Source organism: Massilia sp. FBCC-B171, assembly GCF_059134155.1.
This window is the reverse complement of record NZ_CP101443.1, coordinates 4,001,220-4,023,125: the sequence shown is the minus strand read 5'-3', so window position 1 is coordinate 4,023,125 and position 21,906 is coordinate 4,001,220. Positions and strand designations below refer to the sequence as shown.

Here is a 21,906-nt window from a genome sequence, read left to right as displayed (position 1 = left end):
AAATGAACTTCTACAAAATGAATTACAGCAATAGGCACCGCCTGGGACGTCCGCGCCTGCTCCTGCTCGGCTGCGGCGACGTCGGCATGCGCCTGCTGCCGCTGCTGCGTGCGCGCTTTCGCGTGTTCGCGGTGACGCGCGATCCGGTCCACGCCGCGGCGATTCGCGCCGCCGGGGCCGTTCCTATCCTTGCCGACCTCGACCAGCCGGCCAGCCTGGCGCGCCTGCGTGGCCTGGCGCCGTATGTGGTGCACCTGGCGCCGCCGCGGCCGGAAGGGGCGCTGGATGTTCGCACGCGCAATGTGACCGCCATTCTACCCGCGGGGGCGCACCTCGTGTACGTGAGCACGAGCGGGGTCTACGGCGATTGCGGCGGGGCGCTGATCGACGAAACGCGCACCGTGGCGCCAAAAAACGCGCGTGCCGCACGCCGCGTCGACGCCGAACGCGTGCTGCGCGCCTGGGCGATCCGCAGCGGCGGCAGTGCGGCCATCGTGCGTGTGCCCGGCATTTACGCGATCGACCGGCTCCCCATGAAACGCCTGCGCGAAGGCACGCCGGCGCTGCGCGAAGAAGACGATGTGTATACAAACCACATCCAGGCCGACGACCTGGCGCGTATCGTCGCGCTGGCGCTGTTCCGGGCGCGTCCCGGGCGGGTTTATCACGCCAGCGACGACACGCGCCTGAAAATGGCCGATTATTTCGATGCGGTGGCCGACGCCGCGCAGTTGCCGCGCCCGCCGCGCCTGCCGCGCGCCGAGTTGCGCGCAGTGGTGTCGCCGGTGCTGATGTCGTATATGTCGGAATCGCGGCAGCTGGACAATACCCGCCTGCGCCGCGAACTCGGCGTGCGCCTGCGCTATCCGGACGTCCAGCACGCGCTGGCGCAGTGGCCGCTGGTAGAATAGCGCCCCTCCCGAAAAGCATTTTACAAAGACCCGACACCATGACGACCCTGACCTACGAAGCATTCCTCGACGAAATCACGACCCTGCTCACCGAAATGTACGAACTCGACGACGAGGCGGCGATCAAGCTGGTGGTCGACGCCCAGGCCGACGATTATTTTGTCGCGCATGACGATCACGAAGCGATGCGCACCATCGAGCAGGCAAAGAAAGAAGCCGCCGCCTTGTTCGAGGGTAAGCAGAACAAGCAGCGCACCCAGGAACGCCAACAGCTGCGCACCCGTCACAAGAAGCCGTAAAGAACAAGGCCCCGCGAACGGGGCCTTGGCAAGCGGGTAAGGGGGGGCTAACGTCGTTCCGCCCTCATGGGCCGGGAGCGGCGCCCTTCAAGCCGCCAGTGCAAGGGCAGGGGCGCGGCCGCACCAGGCGCTCTGCACCGTGGCCGCCTCTACCTCCACCGGAGCCCGTCCACACCAGGCGGTATTTGCGTTTTCGGCCTTGACCGGTGCACGGCCGCACCATGCCGCCTTGCCGGCCTCGGCGCTCACCTCGGGCGCACGGCCGCACCATGCCGTATTCGCGGCTTCAGGCGCACGGCCGCACCATGCGGTGTTCGCAGCTTCGGGGGCACGGCCGCACCAAGCGGTGTTTGCGCCATCCGCAGCTGCGGCTTCGGGAGCACGCCCGCACCAGGCGGTTTGTGCCGCTTCTGCCTTCACCGGGGCCCGGCCGCACCAGGCAGCGTCCGCACCATACGAACGCATGTAGGCTTCACCGAAGGTCGACTCATACAGCGCGCGCATCCGGTCGCCGGCCTGCGCCTGCACCTCGGTACCATCCTCGCCTTCCAGCCCGATGTACGGATAATGGTGTAGGAAGTATCCGAAGGCCTGCGCGCAGTCGCGGGCATATTTCATGGTGTCGAGGATGTGGTAATGCCAGAAGGTGTCGACGTCGACCAGGGGGGCGGTCTGCTCGGCCGGGAAGGCTTTCATCAGGTACAGGAAGCGGCGGTACTCGACTTCCATTGCATTGGCCCTTTCCAGCGACCAGCCTTCGCCGGATTCCTTGTGCATCAGTTTGACTTTGATCGGGTTCAGGTCCAGCGCGGAAATGAGGTCGACATCTTTGTTCGAGATCATGATTCATCCTTTTGTTTGGATACTGCATCGTTATTTTTTGTTTGCTTGGCGCATGTGTTCGATGGAGTCGTGCTGGCGAATGGTTGGTCCTCCTTATCGCTGGGGCGGTTGTTGACGAGAAGCATTGATATGAATTCTCTACCCCAAGCTTCCGGAAATCGTTGATTTACCGCAAGTTGAGAGCCGTCAACTAATTTCCTGTGGTAAATCCGCCTACAAGCGCATGGCGGCTGCCGACAGCCTGGCGACAACCCACCTACAGGGATTTACCGCGGGTGCCTACAAGCTGCCTACCGGCGTGCGCGTGCTGCTGGCCTGGGCCGGCAGGGGGGCGATGGAGAGCAGGTTCTCGGCCGTGGGAATCGATACATGGACGGTCGTTCCGGCATTTCGGGGGCTGCTGATGACGCACTTGCCGCCGAGTATACGGACGCGCTCTTCGATGCCGACGAGGCCGAATGATCCGGGCTTCAGGCCGCCTGCTTTTTGCAGGCCGATGCCGTCGTCGCTGACGGTCATCGAGATCGATTCCGAGTCGGCCGCGAGTTCCACACGCACCAGCGTGGCACGCGCATGGCGCGACACATTCGTGAGGGACTCCTGCAGGATGCGGAAGAGGGTGGTTGCACAGCGATCGCTCACGTGCAGGTCGTGATTGTGCGGCACCAGCTCGCATGACAGTCCCGTACGGCGCTGGAACTCGGCAATCTGCCAGTCGACCGCGGCGGTCAGGCCAAGGTCGAGGACATGGGGCCGCAGGTCGTTGATGATCTGACGCACGCTTTTAATCGTGGCGTCGATCTGTTCGAGCATCCAGCGCGCCCGCGTGTGCAGGCGTGGATGGCGTCCGGTGCGCGAGGCCAGCAGGTCGACTTCGATGCGCAGCGCCAGCAGGTTTTGTCCAAGGTCGTCGTGGATTTCGCGCGCAATACGCTTGCGCTCGCTTTCCTTGATGCTTTCGGCATGGGCCGCCAGGCGACGCAGGTTTTCGTTGGTGCGCTGCAGCTTCGTTTCGCTGGCACGCAATTCCTTTGTCATGTCCTCCGCCAGCACGATGGCGCGCCGGCGCGAGGAACTGAGGGTTTGGAAGAGCGCATACAGCAAGGACGTGCCGATCACGCCGGCGAGCATGGCGACCCAGGGCAGGACGGTATCGATTTCCGAATACATGCTGCGCTTGCTTACGCTGAAATCGATGTCCCAGCCGCGTCCGCTGACGCCGACGGGCAGCAGCGCCCGGAACACCTCCGCATCGTTGCGCAATGCGTTGGGCTGGTTGTCGAAGTAAACGGCGCGCTGGTACACGCCGGGCGGACCACCCGGTTCCTCGACCGGACTCATGCCGGAGATGATGAGCCGGGTCGTCGCTTTCGACATGTTGTCGAGCACGCCCTGGGCGAGGCGCTCGACGGAAAAGCCGACGCCGACCGAACCGAGATAGGCGGCGCGGCGCTGGGCCACGTCGCCCAGCGGCATGGCAGGGCGGTAGACGGGCATGCGCATGCCAAGGCCGCTGGGTGTGGAGGCCACCCGGGTGCCCGAGGTCGACACTTCACCGGTATCGCGCGAATACCCCAACGACATTGCCACGGCGGGCCGCGCCTGCAGGTCGACGCCGATGCGGTCGGCCCAGATCTTGCTGGGCTCGATAAACGTGAGCAGCGTGTACTCGGGGCGGCGGCCGGCCGGCACGATCGAAAAATTGCGCCGCCCGTCGACATTGCGCAGCATCCGGGCCTCGAATTCGGCGCGCTGGTCATCGGTGACATGGGCTGCGAAGTTAATCGTCTCAATGCCGGGGAACTGGTGAACCAGGTCAAGCCCCGCCACGTAGCGGCGGAACGCGTCGCGCGTGACCTCGTCGGTCGTCAGGAACAGGCTGGAGGCGCCGCGCAGCAAGTCGGCATAGGTCTTGATCCGGCTGTCGAGGGTCGACTGGACGTTGCGCGCCATGTGCGTGAAGCGGATCTGCGCATCGTTTTCGATGGCTTGGCCGGTACCGACGTACAGGCCCGCGCCGACGCCAAGCGACAGCAATGCGCCGAGCCAGGAGTTGAGCCTGATCGCCTTGAGTTTGGTCAGCCAGTCGGCCATGTGCAGTCCAAGGAATTAATCCTGTTTGATGTGGATCAGAATCGCCCAAGCCGTCCTGGCTGAAACCTAGCAGGCCTGATAGTTGGAGCGAAGCGGAAACTGGACATAAAAAAATCCCGCCGCGGCTAGCCCGGGGCGGGATCTGCTGGCAGCAAGTGCGCTTACTTGGCCCAGCTGTCTTTCAGGGTCGTCACGCGGTTGAAGACCGGCTTGCCCGGCTGGGAATCAACCTGGTCGGCAACGAAATAACCATGGCGCTCGAACTGGAAGCGCTGCTCGGGCGTGGCCGCCGCCATGCCCGGTTCGAGGTAGGCGGTGACGGTTTCCAGGGCGTTCGGATTGAGCAGGGCCTTGAAGTCCTTGCCGCCGGCGTCCGGCTGCGAATCGAGGAAGAGGCGGTCGTACAGGCGCACTTCCGCTTCGAGGGCGGAGGCGGCGCTGACCCAGGTGATGTTGCCCTTGACCTTGTAGTTGTCCGCGCCCGGCGTGCCCGATTTCGAGTCCGGGAAATAATTCACGTGCACCGCGGTAACTTTACCGTCCCCATCCTTGTCGAAGCCGGTGCACTCGACCACATAGCCGTACTTCAGGCGCACGCGGCTGCCTGGCTGGTCGCCCACGGGCGGCGTGAAGCGGAAATAGCCCTTGGTCGGCGTTTCCATGAAGTCTTCCTGCTCGATCCAGAGTTCGCGCGTGAACGGGAAGCTGCGCACGCCCATCTCGGGGTGGTGCGGGTGGACCGGCGAGGTGCAATCATGCGCTTCGCCTTCAGGGAAGTTGTCCACAATCAGTTTTAAAGGACGGAGGACGGCGATCGCACGCGGCGCCTTCGGATCGAGGTCGTCGCGCAGCGCGCCTTCCAGCGTGCTCATGTCGATCCAGCCGTCGGATTTGGAGACGCCGATGCGCTCGCAGAAGAGCTGGATCGATTCCGGCGTATAGCCGCGGCGGCGCAGGCCGACGATGGTCGGCATGCGCGGGTCGTCCCAGCCCGACACGATGCCTTCGTCGACCAGCTGGCGCAGCTTGCGCTTGGACATGACAACATAGGTCAGGTTCAGGCGCGACATTTCGTACTGGCGCGGCACCGGCGGGGTGAAGAAGCCGCCTTCGGTCGCGGTGGCGATCAGCCAGTCGTAGAACGGGCGGTGGTCCTGGAATTCCAGGGTGCAGATCGAATGGGTGATCGACTCGAGCGCATCCGACAGCGGATGGGTGTAGTCGTACATCGGGTAGATGCACCAGTCGTCGCCCGTGCGGTGGTGGTGCGCATGGCGGATGCGGTACAGGGCCGGATCGCGGTTCGTCATGTTCGGCGAGGACATCGCGTCTTCGCTCATCTTCGCGCGCAGGATGTGTTCGCCGTCCTTGTACTTGCCGGCTTTCATGTCGCGGAACAGCTGCAGCGATTCTTCAATCGGGCGATTCCGGAAGGGCGAATTGGTGCCCGGCGTGCCGAAATTGCCGCGGTTTTTCGCCATGTCGTCGGCGCTCTGGCTGTCGACATAGGCAACACCCTGCTGGATCAGGTACTCGGCGATGGCGTAGAGCGTATCGAAATAGTCGCTGGCGTAATGCAGGAATTCCTCACCGCCTTGTTCCCACGAAAAGCCGAGCCACTTGACGCTGTCCATGATGGTGTCGACGTATTCCTGGTCTTCTTTTTCGGGATTGGTGTCGTCGAAACGCAGGTGGCAGCGGCCCGAGTAGTCTCGCGCCAGGCCGAAATTCAGGCAGATCGATTTGGCGTGGCCGATGTGCAGGTAGCCGTTCGGCTCCGGCGGGAAGCGGGTAATGACCGAAGGCATGCCTTCGCGGGTGTGAACACCGGCTGCCAGGTCATGATCGATGATGGAGCGCAGGAAATTAGACGGGGGCACAGGCGCTGCCGCTGCCTTGTTCTTGTCGTTACTCATGAATGGTGTTTTGGATAGGTAAAGTTAATGGACATTTTACCGTAGACGGCCCGGGGCAGGGTCCGCCTATGTGGCCGAGCGCACGGTTCGCCTCGTATGCAGGGATCATACTGAGGCATTCCTGGTCGGCATCGGCCTGCCGGCGAGCGAGCGCAGGGCAGTTGCGCGTTCCGGCGCCGCTGTCACGTTGGCGTTTTCTATAGGATAATCTCGTTTTGCCGTTTGTCAGGCACCAGCCGGAGAGTTCCAAAGTGGAAAATTTATACGCGATCCTCGGCGTCGCGCCGAATGCCAGCGACGAAGAGATCAAGAAGGTCTATCGCTCGCTGGCGATGCGCTATCACCCCGACCGCAACGATGCGCCGGGTGCGGAGGCGCGCTTCAAGGCCGTCACCAAGGCCTACGAGATCCTGTCGGATGCCGCCAAACGCGACGAATACAACCAGAGCGTGAACCACCGCATCGTGCTCGACGCCGAAGCCGAAGCCTTCGAGCTGTGGCGCTCGCTGTTCGCGCTCAACGGCGTCACGCTGCAGGTCTGAAGCTCTCCCCCATACAGGACACAACATGAAACGAGTACATCCCGAATTCGCCTACCAGTCGCGCGAGCTGGAGGGCCAGATCGAAGGCACGCTGGGCGACCCGCCGAACAAGAAGAATTACCAGATGATGGTCGACGCCCTGGTGTCGGAGTATGCCGGCGGTTCGGGCATCGACGACGTCAACCTGATGGCCTTCGCCCTCGTTGACAAGATCAAGTTCCTCGACCCGAAGGGCCTGCTGCGCGAGGCGGCCGATTACGAAGGCGACGGCGCCGACAAGGTGTTCGCCATGGCCGAATGCACGGGCGAGGAGGGCGCTGCGATGTATGCATCGATGACCGACAACCATCCCGAGCTTGCGCGCCAGGCGATCATCACCGCCTTCCTCTACAAGCACCAGCAGCGCTGGGAAGACGACGACCAGTCGCTCGACCAGCTTGCCAAAGGCGACGAGGGCGACGACGAGGACGAGGAAGACGGCATGGTCTCGGACGACTTCACAGGCATCTTTGATGGCGAAGGAGAACGCGATGAGCGATAACGCAAACAATGGCGCCAACCTGCCCGCACTGACCCGCCAGGTCAGTGAGCTGGTCCTGGCCGGCTCGCTGGGGCACGCTGAAGAGGCGTTCTCGAAAGCAGCCGACGAGCACGGCGACTACGCCGTGACCGAAGTGCTGTCCACGCTGCCGCCGCAAGTCACCGCCCTGCACCTGGCCGGCTTCGACGGCGGCAAGACCTCGCTGGCGACCCTGCTGGTGCCGCCCAAAGCCTGGGCCGACAGCCTGGCCTACATGGCCGCCACCTGGCCCGACAACATGATCGAGGACGACCCGGAGCGGATCGCCGAGGGCCTGTTCAACCACGTGCATGGCGTGGTCTACGCTACCGACGACGAAGACCGCCGCCACGAGCTGCTGCATGAAGCCTCGGCCACCGACCACGGCGCGACCGTGTTCGCCATCCTGTGGTCGCTCGCGCCGAAAGAAATCATGGAAGTGGCCGGCGAAATCAACCTGAAAGGGCGCTACGTGACGGGCCAGACCTCGTCCGACAGCGACATCATCCCGATGGCGATCGACCTGGCCAGGGCCAGCGAAGACGGCTGGGAACGTTCGCTGATCGAGCTCTTCCCGGAATTCAGGCACAGCAACGAAATGGCCGAAGCCGAGTTCCCGGACGACCCGGACGAAGACCCGAACTTCCAGCAGCGCAGCACGCGCGACTTGCTGTACCGCCTGCGCAAGCAGGTGCCGTCGGTGCGCACCCAGCCACGCCGCAGCGCGCGCAAGAGCATCGGTTCGGACATCTTTTCGTGAGCGGATTGCCATCGATGCTGCCAGCAATCGTCATTGAAAAGCTGCCGCGCCTGGTGCGTGCGATCAAGCTGCTGCCGACCCATGCCGACGCCGAAGAGGCGATCGGCCTGGCCGACGAGCTTGCGTCCATCACCGCGATGGTGGCCGAGAAGTTCACCAACGACCGCACCGCCGAAGGCATCCAGCGCGCGCTGCTGCTGACGGTTGGCGGCATGTCGCTCGGGCTGGAACACCTGGTCGACGACGACTCCGACGAAACCGCCCTCGACATCCTGATCGCCGACGGCGCCGAGTACGTGTTCCAGGCGGGGTTCCGCATGATCCGCGAACTGTCGGCCCTGCCCGAGGACAGCCTGGTCGGCGAATACGACAACGACCCGGTGTATTCCGGCCGGCGCTTGAAAGAGCTGTTCGTCGACATCTGCACGGCCGATCCGGGCGAGACCTGGACCGGCTACGACCGCTACCTCGGCCAGGTGCGCCAGCGCGAAGGCGTGCTGGCCATCGTGAATGCGGCCAAGTGGCTGCGCAAGAACCACTTCGAGGGCCCGGTCAACGATCCGGACCTGAACGCCGAAGGCGTGATTGCGCTGGCCACCATCTTCGCGGTCGACGGCGGCACCATCCATGCGCGCGCCGGCCAGAAGGATTTCGAGCGCTTCGTGAAAGCGGTACGCAAGAACAATCCCGACTACGAAACCGGCTGGGCCGCCTTCCTCGAAAAGGTGCCGGCGCCGCACCGCGCGATCGTCGCCGAACGGGTTGCTTCGTACCGCGAACACTGCACGGTCCTGCAGAACATCCGCACCAAGGCGCCGATGACGCAGCTCATTGCGGAGCTCGAGAATTATGTGGGGTCGGAGCTCGATACCGAGTATCCATAAGGCTTGGCGGGCTCGGGCGGGCTCCGCTCTTGCCCTACCATGCCTGCTGCGATTCTTCGGTATCATGTATCCATGACTTCTCCCGCCATTGCCGCCGGCAGCGCCGACTTCAAACGCATCAACCGCGCCATGGCCTTCGGTGGCTTTTCCACCTTCGCGCTGCTCTACAGCGTGCAGCCGCTGATGCCGCTCCTGGCGCGCGACTTCGCCCTCACGCCCGCCCAGAGCAGCCTGTCCCTGTCGATCTCCACCGCCGCACTGGCCATCTCGCTGCTGGTCTCGAGCGTGCTGTCCGAACTTTTCGGCCGCAAACCCCTGATGGTCGCCTCCATGTTCAGCGGCGCCGTTCTGACTTTGCTGGCAGCCTTCACCAGCGACTACACCCAGTTGCTCATCCTGCGCGGACTACTCGGCTTCATGCTGGGCGGGATGCCGGCCGTCGCCATGGCCTATCTGAGCGAAGAAATCGAAGGCAGCTCGCTTGGCCTGTCGATGGGCATGTACATCAGCGGCAGTGCGTTTGGCGGCATGTCCGGACGCGTGCTGGCCTCGGTCATCAGCGATTTCTGGTCCTGGCGTGTGGCGCTCGGCGTGCTCGGCGCGGCCGGGCTGTACGCGGCCTGGGAGTTCTGGCGCAGCCTGCCGGGTTCGAAGCGCTTTCGTCCCGCGCACGTCGGCTCCGGCAACCTGGCCAAAGGCGTGCTCCGGCATATGCGCGACGCCGGACTGCCCTGGCTGTTCGCCTTGTCCTTCCTGTTGATGGGTTCATTCGTGAGCCTGTACAACTACATCGGCTACCGCCTGCTCGGCCCTGAATTCGACCTGCGCCAGAGCGCGGTCGGCGCCTTGTCCGTGCTCTACCTGCTCGGCATCTTCAGTTCGGTATGGGCCGGACAGCTGGCCGACCGCCTCGGCCGCCGCAACGTGCTGTGGCTGGTGATGTCGGTGATGTTCGCCGGCCTGTTGCTGACCCTGTTCGGCAACCTGGTCGCAGTGGTCGTCGGCGTCGGCCTGTACACCTTCGGCTTCTTCGCCTCGCACTCGGTCGCGAGCAGCTGGGTCGGCCGCCGCGCACGCGCACCGCAGGCGCTGGCCTCGGCGCTCTACCTCTTCTTCTACTACCTCGGATCGAGCGTGGTCGGCTGGGTCTGCGGCTTCATGTGGGAGTCGAGCGGCTGGACAGGCGTCGTCGGCCTGCTCGGGTTCGTGCTGGCCGGCGCCATGCTGATCGCATTGCGCCTGCGCGGGCTGGCGCCGCTCGAAGCGGGGACGCCTGTGCCGCCCGGCTGAACTCGCCGAATTCTTGATGCAGGTCATGCCTGCAGGCAGCATCGCCATCTTTACGTCCGGTAACATCGACGGTTGGCAAGTGTCCAGCTTGCCGTCGATTCTTCTGACGAAGGAGTCCACCGGATGGCAATGCGCACCCCGCAGGCGGCAGCATGAACGCGCCCGGCTTTCCCACCCTCGGCCTGTTCGGCACGGGCCTCTCCCAGCACGCACGGCTCATTACCCTGGCCAGCAGCCAGGACAGCGAGCTGCCGGAGTCGCTGGCCGCCGAGCGTTTCGAAGGCCGCGAGGCGGTCAACGAACTGTTCTGGTTCGACGTCGATGCGCTCAGTACCTCGGCCGACCTCGACATCGCGCAATTCATCGGCGAAGAGCTGACGCTCGGCCTCCTGCAGCCCGACGGCAGCCGCCGCAGCTGGCACGGCCTGTGTACCGGCGCCGCATGGCTGGGCGCCGACGGCGGCGTCGCCCGCTACCGCCTGCGCCTGGAGCCGGCGCTGGCGCTGCTGGCACAGCGGCGCGACAGCTACATCTTCCAGGACAAGAACGCGCGCGACATCATCACCGAACTGCTGGCCGACTACCCGCAGGTCGCCTTCGACTTCGACCTGACCCAGGACTTGCCCACGCGCGCGATCTGCACCCAGTACCGCGAAAGCGACCTCGCATTCTTCATGCGCCTGCTGGCCTCGGAGGGCCTGAGCTGGCGCTTCGAGCACGAACCACAGGGACGCCACCGCCTTGTCATTTTCGACAGCCGCGCGCAGGCGCCGGCGACGCCAGGCGGCGACAGCATCCGCTTTCACGGCGTGCGCGCCACCGAGCGCGACGACGCCATCGACGGCTTCGGCGCGCGCCGCACCCTCGCCGCCAACGCGGTGGCGATCAGCAGCTGGGATCCGGCGCAGCTGCTCGCTCCCGCCTTTGAACACCGCTCCAACCTTGATGCGGGCGAGCTGCCGACGCTGTGGCTCTTCGACGGCAGCGGCGAACGCATCGCCAGCACGGTTGATGCCGCCGACACGCACAGCGAATTGATGCTGCAGGCGCTCGAACTGGACAACAAGGCATTCGAAGGCACCGGCGCCGTGCGTCGCCTGGCCGCCGGGCATGGCTTCCAGCTGACCCAGCACGACCGCTATCCCGAGGGCGAGAACGCCTTCACCGTGCTCTGGGTACGGCATGAAGCGCGCAACAACTTCGATACCGGCATCGCTGCGGCGGCGCGTGGTGAAGTGGAGAAGGGAACCTACCGCAACAGCTTCGGCTGCGTGCGCGATACGGTCGCCATCGTTCCGGCGCAGACCGCCGCACCGGTGACCATCACCGCACCCGGTGCGCAATGCGCTCTTGTTGTCGGCCTATCCGACTCCGTTTCCACCAGCACGCGCGACCACCAGGTGCGCATCCAGTTCGGCTGGCAGCGCGGTGCACGCCCCAATCCCGGAGGGCTGGCGCACGACACGGACAGCGAGGGCTGCGCGCCGGGCGACGAACGCTCCGGCACCTGGGTGCGCGTCGCCGAAGCGCTGGCCGGTCCCAACTGGGGCACGCTGTTCACCCCGCGCGTGGGTACTGAAGTGCTGGTCGACTTCATCGAAGGCGACATCGACCGTCCCGTGATCGTGGCCCAGCTGTTCACCGGATCGGACCTGCCGCCCTTCGCCGCCGGCGTCGATTCCGGCATCGACCACGCGGGCACGCTGTCGGGCATCCACAGCCACAACTTCGATGGCGGCGGCTACAACCAGTGGCAGCTTGACGACACCGCCGGACAGGTCCGCACGCGCCTCGCGACGAGTACCGCCAGCACGCAGCTCAATCTCGGTTACCTGGTCCAGCAATCACCCGGATCGGCTCAGCGCGGCGCCTACCGCGGCAGCGGTTTCGAGTTGCGCACCGATGCCTGGGGTGTTGTGCGTGGTGGGGAAGGCGTGCTGCTGTCGACCAGCGCGCGTTCGCAGCAGGGTTGCGGGGTGAGCTCGACGCAGATGGATGCGCTTGAAGCGATGTCGCTGCTGAAGGGGGCACAAGCACTCGGCAAGACGCTGGGCGAAGCTGCAGCGCAGCAGCAGGCCCTGTTCAGCAAGGAGGCAGCCAAGGCGCAAACGGACTTCATCGAGCAGGTCGATCCCAAGGAGAAGGGCAAGTACACCGCGGCCGTCAACGGCCAGGGGGCACAGAAGGCGAAGAGCGGCTCACGCGACCTCGACGCCGCGCAGCCGGTCGAAAAGTTCGGCACGGCCATCGTGCTGATGGATTCGGCGGCCAGCATCAACTGGTCCACGCCGGCGTCTACCGTTGTCTACGCCGGGAAGCAGTTGAACTGGACGGCGCAGTCGGACCTGCACATGACGGCGGGGCATACGGTGTCGTCGGTGGCGGCCAACGCGGCCAGCCTGTTCACGCACGGGGGAGGAATCCAGGCGATTGCCGGAAATGGGGCCGTGTCGCTGCAGGCGCATACGGATGGGCTGGAAATCCTGGCGGATAAGGAAATTACGGTGATTTCGGTGAACGACTGCATCGAGATCAAGGCCAAGCAAAAAATCGTGCTGCAGGCGGGGCAGTCGGCGGTGACGCTGGAGGGGGGCGATATTACGTTTGCTTGTCCGGGGAAGTTTTCGGTGAAAGGGGGGAAGCATTTGTTTGCTAGCCCAGCCCGTTTTTCGACAGCATTAGTGAGGCTTCCCGACAATAAGATCAATGTATTTGACGAGGCTTTTATTTTAAGCGATAGCGTAAGTGGAAAACCGCTCGCCGATATTGCGTACCGAGTTAAATACGCGGACGGTACCTATCAATACGGGCGAACCAATGAAAAAGGCGAAACCCATCTGATCGGCACCGAAAGTGAAGAAGACCTTACGATCGAGGTGTGTGTATGACTAAAAAAAGCAAGACTACCGAATCCTGGTTTTCGCTCGGATCTTCAAGGACATCACCGACGGAAAATAAAAAGCGTGCTCAGGTATCGCTGGATAGTTATTATGTGGTTGTCGGTTTTGAAGTAAACAACCCAAATGCCTTTGTAAACGAAATACACGACTTAGCTAAAGACTATGGGCACGCATTTATTTATCTTGTAAAGAACGTAACGATTCGAAGCTCATTGAGTTTTGGGCCGGCCGGGATGGGTAAATTCGGTTGGTTTAACAAAGGACGGGTGATGACATCAAAAAAAGATGGACAGAAAAATGCACGACCAGCTACAGCGGACTACGGTATAACGGAGCCGGTTAAGGCTTTTAAGATACCAATTTTCAAACCACAGGCCGAAGTGCTCGAGAAGGAGATTAATGAGCTGCGATTGGAAATATACAATGGAAGCGTGCAGTATTCTGCATTATTGAATGATACCTGCGCAGAAACCGCGAAGGAGGCACTGGATGAAGCCGATGTGCCCACAGTAGGCGGGTCCGGTTGGGTGAAACACAGCGGTGTGATGAATTCCCCATTCGTTTACGCCGTTAATCCCTACAAATGGCATAGAAACCTGAAGTCTCGATACACTGAGACACTGTTCAAGGCAGATGTTGAGGGCGAGTGGATTCCGGTTGTTGGTGAAGACGACCCCATTTTTGCTGTGCCGCGCTTCGCTCGAGCTGATCCTGTTTTTGGAGTTAGTTTATGAAAGTTAGAGGAGCATCGTATTTGGTGTTCTTATTAATTTTAGGTGTCGTTATTTTGCGTGGAATATTTATGAACGACTCCCATAGAAAAATTATTCCTATGTCGAATAAATTGAATGATGAAAAAGTTCGGATCTTGACAATGTACGATGACATCGAAAGTTGGAAGATTCCAGCAGTCGTTCCGCTCAACGATGAGCAGAGGTCATATGTATCTGACGTCGTAACGGCAATGATTAGAGTAATGGATCAGTCATCATCACTCGAAGCGGAAGAGAGCAAAATTCTCGGAGTCGGTAAATTTCGCTGGCCGAAGAATCCAGAAGATCCGATCAAAACGATGAAATCATTTCATGGCGAAAATTTTCGGATGAAGGGTATGTCTGCCAGCTTCCAGCGAGAGCGCGAGAATGCTCCTTGGGGAAAAGCGGGATTAACCGTCCATCCGCGTAACTTCCCTGCTGGAGTGTACCTGATGAACTTGCCGCACTCGATTTTCGAAGACTTTAAATTGCAGCACGTAACGCAGGAGCGGCGCGAGGGAGAAAGAATTAAAGACCCTCTGGTGTTTTATCTCGCACACAAGAAGATCGAGAATTTTAGTCTCCGGATTGAAGCAAGAGCCGATGTTGTAAAAATCGATGAGCGCTTTCCGACCAGTTTTCATGCGATCGTGATGCTACGTGGTTCGCAGTAGGCTGCTGACCTAACTTGGCGGCGAACTTAATCGTACGAATGAGCATTGAGTCGACCGGTGAAATGACCGATGTTCAAACGGTAAGCCGAAGTCACGAACTGGGCAATAAATACTCGCCGCCGGTCTTGCGTGGAACGCAAATATCCAAATCGAGCCTGAAATGAAAAACCTTAAAGTTAGCCCTCGCCTTGAGGTTTTTATTATGGCCATATTTCTTTCTCTTCCGTGCTTGGCGTTTGAGCCAGTTGAGAAAGATCCGGATTTGGTAATGCACGGTGAAAGCTATTCGAATGTGTGCAAGCCAGATGAAAGAAAGAAAATCTTCGATGCCACGTCAAGTGTTGTGGCCTTTGACCAAGATGGGGCCTGGCGTGCGATTAGTACTATTCTGTGCTCATCGAATACGAAAGATGATCGTACTTATATCGTGAGTCTGATGCCTAAGTCGGTGACAATTCACTCAAGTGGGACTGGCGAGGAAGATGAGGTTGAACGGTTGAAGCCAACTGATGCACTAGCCGATAGAATCATGGCAAAGAGACAAGCGTGGGACGCCAGTATTCGTGTTGAGTCTAAGAAACTTTATTTGCGATATTTTTGAAATGAGGCGTGTGTTCGCGAAGTAATTCTCAGTTAAAAAGGGAAGCGGTGGCAGATCAGTGAGATCGGCGAAGCGTGTGATTAGAGTGACGCAAGCTCTAGAGCTGGCTTGCTGAGCCTTGGCGAGCGTATAGGTTGCAGCCGATTCTAATTAACGGTTTCGTCCCACCGCGCGCACCCCTTTTAGATCCAGCGCTAAAATAAACCGCTCTCTTTTTTAAGGAGGTCATCATGCTGCAAGCCAACGAAATCCAGCAGCGCTACAACCACCTGCAGCAGACCATCGGCGAAGCCGAGCAGGCCTGCAAAGCGTCGCAGGACACGCCGCCGGAGATGCGCGATTGTATCGAGCGCATTTCGCGGGAGGTGAAGCAGGCGCGTGATGTGATGCAGTCGAACGATGAGGCACGGATCGTTGAGTGCGTCGACAGCCTGGAAGACATGGGCGACGAGGCCAAGCGCATCAGCCGGTCCTCGCCGCATATGCCGGCGCATGTGGAGGCGGTCGTCACCCGCGTGCACGCCGAGCTGTCCGACTTCAAGCACAAGCTGCACTAAGCGCTTTCTACCAATCCGTCACCCCGGCCGAACGCAGGACGCGCCTGACCGGAAAACGCGGAGCAGGACACGCCGGCATGCATGTGCCGGCGTACCACGCCCACAAAAGGCCGCTTACACCACCCCGCGTGCGCGCAGCGCCGCAATCTCGTCGCCGCTCCGGTTCAGCACATCGCGCAGCACCTCGTCGGTGTGCTGGCCCAAGAGCGGCGGCGCCTTGTCGCTGGTCGCAGGCGTGCCCGACATCTTCATCGGGCTGCGCACCAGCTTCACCTTGCCGGCCGCCGGATGCGCCAGCTCGACCGCCATGCCGCGCGCCTGCACCTGTTCATTGCCGAAGACTTCGCCGACGTCGTTGATCGGCCCGCAGGGCACGCCCACTGCCTCCAGCAGCGCGATCCACGCGTCGCGGCCACGCGTGGCCACCATCTGCGCCAGCAGCGGCACCAGCACGTCGCGGTTGGCGACGCGTGAAGGGTTGGTCGCGAAGCGCGGATCCGTCGCCAGCTCCGGCCGTCCACCGGCCTCGACGAATTTTTGGTACTGGCCATCGTTCCCTGCGGCGACGATGATGTGCCCATCCGCACAGGCGAAGGTCTGATACGGCACGATATTGGCGTGAGCATTGCCCCAGCGCTTGGGCGCCTTGCCGCTGTTGAGGTAATTGCTGCCGACGTTCGCCAACATCGCCACTTGCGTGTCGAGCAAGGCCATGTCGATGTACTGGCCGTCGCCCGTGCGGTCGCGGTGGGTCAGCGCCGCCAGTACCGCGATGGTGGCGTACATGCCGGTCATCAGGTCGGTCAGCGCGACGCCGGCTTTTTGCGGGCCGCCGCCGGGCAGCTCGTCGCGTTCGCCGGTGACCGACATCAGGCCGCCCATGCCCTGGATCAGGAAATCGTAGCCGGCGCGGTGCGCATACGGGCCGTCCTGGCCGAAGCCGGTGATCGAGCAGTAGACGAGGTCGGGCTTGACGGCTTTCAGCGCGTCGTAATCGAGTCCGTAGCGTTTTAGTTGGCCGACCTTGTAGTTTTCGATGACCACGTCCGCATGGCGCGCCAGTTCGCGGATCAGGTCCTGGCCTTCGGGACTGGCGATATCGACCGTCACCGATCGCTTGCCGCGGTTCGCCGACAAATAGTAGGCCGCTTCGCTCGTGTCCTTTCCGTCTGCGTCTTTCGCATACGGCGGTCCCCACGCGCGCGTGTCGTCGCCGCAGCCGGGACGCTCGATCTTGATGACGTCGGCGCCGAGGTCGGCCAGGTTTTGCGAGCACCAGGGGCCGGCCAGCACGCGCGACAGGTCGAGCACGCGGATATGGCCCAGCGCCTTCGGCGCAGCGTTCACAGGAGCGGAATCGGTCATGATGTTCTTGCCATGGTTGTCGAAGAGCCGATTATAGCGGGCGGTTTTCAGTCGGACGTGCGGTGCCCCGGCTCGCGCAAGCCGGCGTCATTGAGCTGCTCGGCGAACAGGTCGCGCTCGCGGTCGACGATGTCGTCCACGGTGCGCTCGTCCAGGCCCATCGATTCGAGCACAAAGGCCGACAGCTGCAGGCTCGCCTCCAGGGTCTCCGGCACCACTACCGTGGCGCCGGCGCGCTTGAGCGAGCGCGCATGGCGCTCGTCGCGCGAACGCACGAACAGCGGCACTTCGGCGAATTCGCGCCGGATGCCGCGCACGGCCTGCAGGGCGGAGGACGGGTTGTCCATCGTCAGGACGATGGCCGGCGCCTGGTCGGCGTGCACGAGGCGCAGAAGTTCCGGACGCGCTGCGTTGCCGAAGTAGACGGGCATGCCTTCTGCGTGCAGCTTCGAAACCATGGCCGCATTGTTCTCGAAGGCGATGAAGGGAATCTGCTGGGCCGTGAGGAGTTTGGCGAGCTGCTGCCCGACGCGCCCGAAGCCGGCGATGATGATGCGGCCGCGGGCTTCGGCAAGTGCGCCCTCGTCGTGCTGAGCGGCTTGTTCGTGCGCCGTGCGTTCGCCGACTTCGCCGATCGCGCGGCCCAGGCGCGCCAGCAGCGGCGTGATGAACATCGACAGGCCGACGGCCAGCAGGACACGCGCGCCGAGGGCAGGGTCGAGCAGCTTGGCGCTCACCGCGTAGCCAAGCACGATGAAGGCGAACTCGCCGCCCTGGGCCAGCAGCAGGCCGCCTTCCATGGCGCGGCCCCAGGGCAGCCGCCCGGCGCGAAACAGCAGGGTGACGACCAGCGCCTTGGTCAACACCAGGCCGGCCACGGCGGCGGCCAGCCAGAGCGGCGCTTCGACGATCTGGCGCGTGTCCATGCCCATCCCGACGGTCATGAAGAACAGGCCCATGAGCAGGCCCTTGAAGGGCTCGACCATCAGCTCGACCTCGTGCCTGAACTCGGTCTCGGCCAGCAGCAGGCCGGCGATCAGCGCGCCCAGCGCCATCGACAGGCCGGCCGCGCTGGACAAACCGGCGATGCCGAAGGTGCTGAGCAGGATCAGCGCCATGAACACGTCCGGCTGGCGGTGGCGCGCGAAGGCCTTGAAGAGCGGGTGGATCACGCGCCGGCCGACTACGTAGATCAGTGCGATGGCGCCCGCGGCCTTGGCCAGCGTGACGAAGGCCAGCGTTGCTGCGCCATCGCCGCCGCCGCGCGCCAGCACGCCGATGACGATCAGGATCGGCACCACGGCCAGGTCTTGCAGCATCAGCACGGAAAACGCGGCCTGGCCGAGGCGGCTGCCGGCGCTGTTTTGCTCGCTCATCAGCTGCATCACGACGGCGGTCGAGGAAAGCGACAGCACCAGGCCGAGGATGGCGGCAGTCGCAAAGGGCTGGCCGAGCAGCACCAGGGCGCCGCCGATCAGCAGCGCGCTGGCCAGCACCTGCACAGTGCCCGCGCCGAACACCCAGGCCCGCAAGGACCACAGGCGCGCGGCCGACAGTTCGAGACCGATCATGAACATCAGGAACAGCACGCCGATCTCCGCCAGCATCGAGATGCCCTGGCCGCTCGGGAAGGTGAGCCAGGCCAGCCAGGGGAACTGGGTTGCGAGCAGGCCCAGGCCGAAGGGACCCACCAGGGTGCCGACGGCCAGGAAGCCGAGCACCTGGTTGATGCGCAGGCGCTGCAGCGTGGGAATGAGGATGCCGGCGAGGATCAGGAATAGGATGATTTCCCGAAAAAACGGGAAAGCGTGTTGCTCTTGCACGAGGAGGCGCCTTTGCGGTTGAGGGGTGGCCCCGGCATTCTATAACGCCGCAGTCAGACCCAGAGCCGGTACATCCAGAACGATTCGTCCTCGATGAAACGCTCGGCGAATTCGGTCGGCGAAAAGCCGCAGATGCGCTTGACGCTGCGGATCATGTGGGCCTGGTCGGTAAAGCCTTGGTCCAGGGCCAGCGTGGCCCAGTCGAAGGGAAGTCCCGCCTCGTGGCGCTCGCGGGCGGCGAAGAACAGGCCTTCGGTGCGCACCAGGCTGTTCCACTCGCGCAGCGAGCGGCCGCTGAAGGACTTGATGCGGCGTTCCACATGGCGCGGGCTGTGCACGCGCGCCCACTGGTTCGCCTGCCAGGCCAGGCGCTCGACCCAGTGCCGGCCCATCTGGCGCAGCGACGCGTGCTGCGAGGAGCGGCCCTGGAGCGCCTGCCAGCGCCGTGCGAGATGGCTTTCCAGCACCGGCAGTATTTCGGCGTCGCCGGCGGCCAGCAGCGCATCCCACAGCGGCGCGAATTCCGGGTCGATCGCCGTGTCAGCGGGGACAAAGCGCTCCTGGATTGCGGCCAGGTCCAGGCCGAACAGCGCCTGCGCCGCGTCGGCATTGAAGCAGGCGATGTAGCCGCAGCCGGTGGTGGGCGTCCAGCTCACGGACGGGTGCGACCAGCTGCCGGACACCACCACGCGCGCGTTGAAGGGCTGCCAGCGCGGGCCGTCCGGGCTATCGGTCACCAGGCCGCCGTCGACATCGCGGAACCAGGAAATCGTCACCAGCGGCGAGGCCGGAAAATGCGACAGGCGCTGCGCACCGTCCAGGTCCAGATCCCGGGTGTCGCGTCCGGCCAGGGCTACCAGGGCGCCTTGCAGCGACGCCGGCGCCAGCCGCAGCCATTCGTGCGCGGCGCCCGGCCTGCGCGCCGCACGGGGTGCGCGCGCCAGCGGCGACGGCACGGCAAGGGAGGAGGGGAGTCCGGAGTCCATGGCCGCCGAGTATAGCAAGTAAAATCTGTCAGATTGTCATGTCGTTTTCGTACAATACCCGCGCCTGGAAGCGGCGGACACTGCGCTGCATGAACCCGACCACGACCGCTACTTGCCCCCACGCCGGCCAGCCCGACCCGGTTGCGCCCCTCCCCCTGCACCCGCCCGGCAGCTGGCCGCCCGGGCCGCCGTCCGGCCTGACCGGATGGGGCCTCCTGTGGCGCATGTCGCGCGACCTGCCCGGCACGCTCGAAGTTTGGCGCCAGCGCTACGGCCCCCTGGTGCACCTGAGGATGTGGCCCGAGCACCAGATCGTGGTCACCGAACCGGCGCTGGTGCGCGAACTGCTGGTGACTCAGCATGAGGCCCTGGTGCGCTGGGAGCGCGGCGTGCAGGTGATGTCGCAGCTGCATGGCCACAGCGTGCTGACGGCGGAAGGGCAGGCCTGGCGCGCGAAACGCCAGGCCCTGCAGCCAGCCTTCGCGCCCAAGGCCGTGCAATCCTTCATGCCCGTCATCGGCGCCGCGGCGGATAAGGCCTTCGCCGGGTGGCGCACGGGCGCCGCACCCTGGCCGATCGAAAGCGCCTTCACTTCGCTCGGCATGGACGTCATCCTGCGCATGATGTTTTCGAGCGAAGCCGACGCCGATGCGCGCCTGGCCGAACGCGCAGTGCACACGGTCTCGGTCGCCGGCAACGCCGAGATGTTCTGGCCGGCGAGCTGGCCCGATGCGATGCCGTGGAAGCGCGGCAAGCGGCGCGCCATGGCCGTGCTGCGCACGCTGATCGAGCGCCATCTGCAGGCGCGGTTGGAGATGGCGCAGGACGCCTGGCCGCAAGACCTGCTGACCCGGCTCCTGACCCTGCACACGGGCGATCCGGCGGCCTGGCCCCTGCAGGCGGTGCGCGACGAATGCATGACCGCCTTCCTGGCCGGCCACGAAACGGCGGCCGCCACCCTGACCTGGTGGTCCTGGTGCATGGCCGCCAATCCGGCGGCGCAGGACGCGGCGCGCGCTGAAGTCGACGCGGTCCTCCAGGGCAGGGTGCCGACGCCGCAGGATATGCTCGCGCTGGCGCAGCTCGCGCGCACGCTGCAGGAAACCCAGCGCCTGTACCCGGCCGCGCCGGTGCTGCTGTCGCGCCGTGCGCAGCGACCGGTCGTGCTGGGGGGCTGGCAGTTCCCTGCGCGGACCATGTTCATGGTGCCGCTCGGGCTGATGCAGCGCGACGCGCGCCTGTTCCCGGATCCGCAGGCATTTCGTCCGGAGCGCTTCGCCGAGGATGCGCCCGGCATCGAGCGCGGCGCCTTCATGCCCTTCGGGACCGGTCCGCGCGTGTGCATCGGGCAGCACCTGGCATTGGCCGAGATGCTGGTGATCGCGGCGATGTTCCTGCAGCGCTTTACGGTGGCGCCGCCACAGGGCATGGCGCCGCCCGAACCCGTCTTCAAGATCACGCTGCGCCCGCGCCATGCGCTGCACCTGATGTTGACGCGGCGCGCCGCATGAGGGCCGTACGCAGGCTGCACCGGGGCTGCGCCGTCGTCGTGACGGTCTTCGTGCTGGCCCACCTGGCCAATCATCTGGCCGCTCTTGTGGGAATCGCTGCGCACCTGCGCTTCATGGATGCGGCGCGCCTGGCGTACCGGCAGCCGCTCATCGAGATGGTGCTGCTGCTGTGTGCAGCCGGGCAGGCCGGCAGCGGCCTGTGGCTGGTGCAAGCTGGCTGGAAGCGGCGCACAGGATGGCTGGCCTGGCTGCAGGCAGCCTCCGGCGCCTACCTCGCGCTGTTCCTCCTGATTCATGTGGGGGCGGTGCTGGCCGGACGGACCATGCTTGATCTGGACACCAATGTCCACTTCGCCGCGGCTGGCTTGCAGATCTGGCCGTATCAGCTGTTCTTCGTGCCTTACTACTTCCTGGCGGTGGCCGCTGTGTTCGCCCACCTCGGCTGTGCGCTGGCCCGGCGTGCAGGACCGGCGCCACGGGTGCGTGCGCTGGCCGTGGCTTTACCGCTGTCGGCGGGCATTGTGATATCAAGCCTGGTGGTGGTGGCGCTGATGGGCGGGCTGTACCCGTACCAGGTGCCGCAAAAGTACTTGGACACCTTTCCCGCGCAGGCGGGGGCGACGCATCCGTAAATCA

Annotated in this window: 20 protein-coding genes; 14 read left to right on the top strand and 6 right to left on the bottom strand. The window is 63.7% G+C overall.

Annotation, left to right across the window (positions count from 1 at the left end):
• Positions 1-2: 2 nt before the first annotated feature.
• Positions 3-911, top strand: coding sequence for a sugar nucleotide-binding protein (locus NMB41_RS18235; RefSeq protein ID WP_494379215.1), 909 nt, complete (start codon positions 3-5; stop codon positions 909-911).
• A gap of 38 nt (positions 912-949) precedes the next feature.
• Positions 950-1,210, top strand: a complete 261-nt coding sequence (locus tag NMB41_RS18230) for a hypothetical protein (protein ID WP_494379214.1) — start codon at positions 950-952, stop codon at positions 1,208-1,210.
• Positions 1,211-1,297: 87 nt separating this feature from the next.
• On the opposite strand, the gene NMB41_RS18225 is transcribed toward NMB41_RS18230, so the two are convergent.
• From NMB41_RS18225 to NMB41_RS18215, 3 genes are all read right to left on the bottom strand, one after another.
• Complete coding sequence (locus NMB41_RS18225; RefSeq protein ID WP_494379213.1) at positions 1,298-2,053, bottom strand: glycine-rich domain-containing protein; 756 nt, start codon at positions 2,051-2,053, stop codon at positions 1,298-1,300.
• 279 nt (positions 2,054-2,332) lie between these two features.
• Entirely contained in the window at positions 2,333-4,147 is a 1,815-nt protein-coding gene (locus NMB41_RS18220) for a CHASE domain-containing protein (protein ID WP_494379212.1), read from the bottom strand.
• 161 nt (positions 4,148-4,308) lie between these two features.
• Positions 4,309-6,063 carry a glutamine--tRNA ligase/YqeY domain fusion protein gene (locus tag NMB41_RS18215; protein ID WP_494379211.1) on the bottom strand — a complete coding sequence of 585 codons (1,755 nt, stop codon included), beginning with the start codon at positions 6,061-6,063 and terminating at the stop codon, positions 4,309-4,311.
• A gap of 251 nt (positions 6,064-6,314) precedes the next feature.
• On the opposite strand from NMB41_RS18215, the gene NMB41_RS18210 reads away from it, so the two are divergent.
• From NMB41_RS18210 to NMB41_RS18165, 10 genes are all read left to right on the top strand, one after another.
• Entirely contained in the window at positions 6,315-6,605 is a 291-nt protein-coding gene (locus NMB41_RS18210; RefSeq protein ID WP_435761582.1) for a DnaJ domain-containing protein, read from the top strand.
• A 25-nt stretch (positions 6,606-6,630) separates the two neighbouring features.
• Entirely contained in the window at positions 6,631-7,146 is a 516-nt protein-coding gene (locus NMB41_RS18205; RefSeq protein WP_494379210.1) for a hypothetical protein, read from the top strand.
• Complete coding sequence (locus NMB41_RS18200) at positions 7,136-7,924, top strand: hypothetical protein (protein WP_494379209.1); 789 nt, start codon at positions 7,136-7,138, stop codon at positions 7,922-7,924. Before NMB41_RS18205 ends, NMB41_RS18200 begins: the two co-directional genes overlap by 11 nt.
• Positions 7,925-7,938: 14 nt before the next feature.
• The gene (locus NMB41_RS18195; protein WP_494379208.1) at positions 7,939-8,808 is read left to right on the top strand and encodes a hypothetical protein; all 870 of its coding nucleotides are present in this window, start codon (positions 7,939-7,941) and stop codon (positions 8,806-8,808) included.
• A gap of 72 nt (positions 8,809-8,880) precedes the next feature.
• Positions 8,881-10,098 (top strand): MFS transporter, encoded by a 1,218-nt coding sequence (locus NMB41_RS18190; protein WP_494379207.1) that lies wholly within the window; start codon positions 8,881-8,883, stop codon positions 10,096-10,098.
• Between the two features lie 152 nt (positions 10,099-10,250).
• Positions 10,251-12,986 (top strand): type VI secretion system Vgr family protein, encoded by a 2,736-nt coding sequence (locus NMB41_RS18185; RefSeq protein ID WP_494379206.1) that lies wholly within the window; start codon positions 10,251-10,253, stop codon positions 12,984-12,986.
• Entirely contained in the window at positions 12,983-13,732 is a 750-nt protein-coding gene (locus NMB41_RS18180) for a hypothetical protein (protein ID WP_494379205.1), read from the top strand. Before NMB41_RS18185 ends, NMB41_RS18180 begins: the two co-directional genes overlap by 4 nt.
• A gap of 68 nt (positions 13,733-13,800) precedes the next feature.
• A complete protein-coding gene (locus NMB41_RS18175; protein WP_494379204.1) occupies positions 13,801-14,427 on the top strand; it encodes a hypothetical protein in 627 nt (208 codons plus the stop codon).
• Between the two features lie 160 nt (positions 14,428-14,587).
• A complete protein-coding gene (locus tag NMB41_RS18170) occupies positions 14,588-15,028 on the top strand; it encodes a hypothetical protein (protein ID WP_494379203.1) in 441 nt (146 codons plus the stop codon).
• A 230-nt stretch (positions 15,029-15,258) separates the two neighbouring features.
• A complete protein-coding gene (locus tag NMB41_RS18165) occupies positions 15,259-15,585 on the top strand; it encodes a hypothetical protein (RefSeq protein ID WP_494379202.1) in 327 nt (108 codons plus the stop codon).
• 114 nt (positions 15,586-15,699) lie between these two features.
• On the opposite strand, the gene NMB41_RS18160 is transcribed toward NMB41_RS18165, so the two are convergent.
• Genes NMB41_RS18160 through NMB41_RS18150 form a run of 3 tightly spaced genes read right to left on the bottom strand, consistent with a single transcriptional unit; the run spans position 15,700 to position 19,759 of the window.
• Positions 15,700-16,950, bottom strand: a complete 1,251-nt coding sequence (locus tag NMB41_RS18160; protein WP_494379201.1) for a CaiB/BaiF CoA transferase family protein — start codon at positions 16,948-16,950, stop codon at positions 15,700-15,702.
• A 47-nt stretch (positions 16,951-16,997) separates the two neighbouring features.
• A complete protein-coding gene (locus NMB41_RS18155; RefSeq protein ID WP_494379200.1) occupies positions 16,998-18,773 on the bottom strand; it encodes a cation:proton antiporter domain-containing protein in 1,776 nt (591 codons plus the stop codon).
• Positions 18,774-18,826: 53 nt separating this feature from the next.
• Positions 18,827-19,759 (bottom strand): AraC family transcriptional regulator, encoded by a 933-nt coding sequence (locus NMB41_RS18150; protein WP_494379199.1) that lies wholly within the window; start codon positions 19,757-19,759, stop codon positions 18,827-18,829.
• 89 nt (positions 19,760-19,848) lie between these two features.
• Here NMB41_RS18150 and NMB41_RS18145 point away from each other — a divergent pair, with 89 nt between their 5' ends.
• Positions 19,849-21,270 carry a cytochrome P450 gene (locus NMB41_RS18145; protein WP_494379198.1) on the top strand — a complete coding sequence of 474 codons (1,422 nt, stop codon included), beginning with the start codon at positions 19,849-19,851 and terminating at the stop codon, positions 21,268-21,270.
• Positions 21,267-21,902, top strand: a complete 636-nt coding sequence (locus tag NMB41_RS18140; protein ID WP_494379197.1) for a hypothetical protein — start codon at positions 21,267-21,269, stop codon at positions 21,900-21,902. Before NMB41_RS18145 ends, NMB41_RS18140 begins: the two co-directional genes overlap by 4 nt.
• Positions 21,903-21,906 lie beyond the last annotated feature (4 nt).